This is a genomic window from Verminephrobacter aporrectodeae subsp. tuberculatae At4 (assembly GCF_000193225.1).
GTDB classification, from domain to species: Bacteria; Pseudomonadota; Gammaproteobacteria; order Burkholderiales; family Burkholderiaceae_C; genus Acidovorax; species Acidovorax aporrectodeae.
In genome coordinates, this window is the sequence record NZ_AFAL01000169.1 from 1 (window position 1) to 583 (window position 583).

At 70.5% G+C, this 583-nt stretch carries 1 protein-coding gene; it reads left to right on the top strand.

Going from position 1 to position 583, the window contains the following annotated elements; genetic code table 11:
* A partial coding sequence (locus VTU_RS0105565) for an aldehyde dehydrogenase family protein (protein ID WP_029554145.1) occupies positions 1–583 on the top strand: 583 nt, incomplete at both ends.

The window sequence follows — 583 nt, forward strand, 5'->3', positions numbered from 1 at the left end:
TCCTGCGGGCCGAACGCGAACCCCTGGCGCGCCTGCAAATGGCCGACAGCGGCAAGCCCTGGAAGGAATGCCTGCACATGGTGGACAGCGCGGCCGGGAGCTTTCGCTACTACGCCGCAGTCTGCGAGACCCTGCAAGGGGAAATCACCCCGGCGCGCGGCGAATACTTTTCGATGGCGATCGCGGAGCCGTTCGGCGTCATCGCGGCCATCACCCCGTGGAACTCGCCGATCATGAACGAGGCGCAGAAAGTGGCGCCGGCGCTGGCCGCGGGCAACGCGGTGGTGCTCAAACCGTCCGAAGAAACCCCCCAATTGGCGCTCGAACTGCTGCGCGTCTGCCACCAGGCGGGGCTGCCGCAGGGCCTGCTGCAAGTGCTCAACGGCAGCGGCGAAGAGGTGGGCGCTGCGCTCGTGCGCCACCCGGGCGTGCGCATGCTGTCGTTCACCGGCGGCACGGAGACGGGCCGCGCGATCGCCGCCGTCGCCGGGCAGCGGCTGATTCCGGTGGGGCTGGAACTGGGCGGCAAATCCCCGCACATCGTGTGCGCCGACGCGGACCGCGAGGCCGCGCTGGCCGGGGT